This is a genomic window from [Phormidium] sp. LEGE 05292, from assembly GCF_015207735.1.
Taxonomy (GTDB): Bacteria; Cyanobacteriota; Cyanobacteriia; order Cyanobacteriales; family Aerosakkonemataceae; genus Floridanema.
This window is the reverse complement of the sequence record NZ_JADEWG010000297.1, coordinates 1-2,871: the sequence shown is the minus strand read 5'-3', so window position 1 is coordinate 2,871 and position 2,871 is coordinate 1. Positions and strand designations below refer to the sequence as shown.

The window sequence follows — 2,871 nt, the reverse complement described above, 5'->3', positions numbered from 1 at the left end:
GATGGGGACAAGGGGACAAGGGGACAAGGGGACAAGGGGAATGGGAAGATGGGGAGAAATAATTTAACTATCTCTTCTCTTCTACTCTCCCCACCTCCTCTGACTGAACCCACCTCCCCATCTCTTCTTCCCTTCTGCCTTTCTTACCTTCTGCCTTCTGCCTTTGCTAACTCAAAACTCAAAACTTTTCTCTGCCTTTTGTAACTGTTGTCTAGCAGCTTCTAAAATTAAGCGTTGTTCCGCACGGACGATCGCATTATGAGTAAATTCCACCGCATCCAAACTCACAGAAATAGAAGTAATTCCCCATTGTACTAAACGCTCAATTAACTCTGGATATTGTCCAGATGCTTGACCACAAATAGAACAAGGAATACCAGCTTGTTTAGCCATTTTAATTAATTGCTGAATTGCTTGCATCACAGCGGGATGACGTTCATCAAAAGCCGCTGACATTTCAGCACGATCGCGATCGACACCCAGTAAAAGTTGCGTTAAATCATTAGTACCAATAGAAATTCCCATACAACCAGCTTTCACAAAATCTGGAAGTAAAAATAGGACAGAAGGAACTTCCGCCATCATCCAAAGTTGAAATTGAGCAGAGGAGAAAAAACCAAATTCTGCAATGCGACGACGACAGAAAGCAAACTCCTCCACAGTGCGAACAAAAGGCAGAATTAAATTAACATTGGTGTAACCTGACTGAAAAACCATCTGGAGTACTTCTAATTCCAAATCAAAAAAAGTTGAGTTTTGCAGATAAGCAAAAGTACCCCGCATCCCCAACATCGGATTAACTTCTTTAGTCGATTGAGCAAAAGTATTTTGAAACTCATGCGATCGCCAATCCAAAGAACGATAAAATACCGGACGAGGTGCAAAAGCACTAGCAAACTGACAAACAGCCTCAGTCAACCTTTCCACTAACTGTTCTCGATGTCCAGAATTTAGCCATCGATTAGGATGTTGTCCTTCCAAAACGTCCAACAACATCAATTCTGAACGTAATAAACCAACACCATCAACAGGTAAACTAGCCGCACGTTCAATAGTGCTAGGTTGACTAAGATTTACCATCAATTGAGTTGCCATTAGCGATGGTAGATTCAACGTTTGGAATCTTTCCTGAGCCCCTAAATCCACAGTAGACGCTCTACTCCTATTTTGCTGTTTCTTTAACTGTAATCCCTGTTCACTACCTAAATGTATCTCACCGCGATCGCCATCCACCAGCAAAAAATCACCAGTTTGGATCATCTTCGTCGCACCAGACACACCAACAACAGCTGGGATTCCCAATTCTCTAGCAATAATCGCCGCATGACAAGTCATTCCCCCTTGTTCCGCCACAACTCCCGCCGCCTTTCGCAGCAAAGGAAGCCAATCGGGATATAGATGTTTCAAGATTAAAATTTCCCCAGTCGGAATAGTTTCCCAATCTTGGGTAGGGAAATCCGTCACTACTTGCGCTTTAGCGATCGCTTTACCCCCAGCCGCCCCTAAACCTTTAAAAACTTGAATAGAAGAGGATTTAGTAGAAAACGCTGGATTCACAATAGCAGAATTAGCAGCTAAGAGCGGAATTTTCTCCCTTTCTACCTCTGGCTGACTTTCCTGTTTAATCACACCCTCATTTCGCTGCTCACAACTTTGGATTTGCGTCACATAAAATTTAGGCAAGGAAACCTCTGACTCATTTCCTATAAGTATCCAACTCACAGATAAAGCCACACCTAATTCAGCACTCAACTGATTTCCCAACTGCACCAAATCTGGTAAATAACTAGCTGACAAAGCATACTGTTTTTGTTGCTCCCCACTCAGTAAATAAACTTGTAAAGGCGGATTAACAGCTACTTGATTCCATCTTTTCTCAACTGGTGAATCTGAATTTTCCAGCAACCGATAAGCCAGAGTCTTTACCCCAAGTTTTTGGTTTAGGATCGCACTATTTTCTGGTTGTACTTCATAAAAATCAGGTAACACCTCACCCTTAATCAAAGACATTTCCAGCCCCCAAGTTGCCTGAACTTGATAAGCAACAGGTTGTCTACTCGTAGCTAGTTGGGAAATAAAACCCCCCGTTTGTAGCAAACCACTAGCTAAACAGTTTTGCAGCGGTTGAACTAAGATTGCCAAATTAATTTTTTGCAGCTGGATACCAAGACGCTGCCAATATAGTAAACTTCGAGCGCGGAATAACTCTGCCCAAGTTAGTTTTAAAGCATTAGCGATCGCACTACGCGCCGCACCAGAAGCGATCGCAGGTGCCGATAAACCACAAACATGACTTTCCCACAACCCAGAGAAATCAACTGATGAATAATCATCACCTAAGTGTGATGGTAAAGCCAACGAAGGCCGGAAAATCAGTGCATTTCCTGGTAAATTACTACAAATCGTCACTAATTGATCCAACAAAGCTTCTGGCAATGCCGTAGCCACAATTTCCCGCCGAATATGTTGAGCCACTAATTGCAGTTGTCGCGGGTTATCTACATCCAAATGTAGAGCAGAATTCGCCAAATCAGCAAAAAAAGGGTCTAACCACTCAATAGAAGCCAGAAATTGGCGTAATACAGGAGCCTTAACCACAAAACCAGGGATTACAGGATAACCCCTAAGAGTTAGATGGCTCAAGTAAAACGCCTTTTCGCCCACTAAAAGGCGATCGTCAAATCGAATCTGGTCAAGCCAGAGAAAATCATCCACAGATTGATAGAAAAATTACCATAATATTTTATTTTCTTTTTTCATTGTGCCGTGATGTCTCCTGGTTTTCTGATAATTGAGGCGAAACAAAAGTTAAAGTTGAAATCGGGAACAGGGAACATAGGACAAGGGGACAAGGGGACAAGGGGACAAGGG

At 42.6% G+C, this 2,871-nt stretch carries 1 protein-coding gene; it reads right to left on the bottom strand.

The features are described 5' to 3' along the window. Window positions 1-171 precede the first annotated feature (171 nt). A complete protein-coding gene (locus tag IQ264_RS33785) occupies window positions 172-2,715 on the bottom strand; it encodes a putative PEP-binding protein (RefSeq protein ID WP_193986738.1) in 2,544 nt (847 codons plus the stop codon). Window positions 2,716-2,871: the final 156 nt, after the last annotated feature.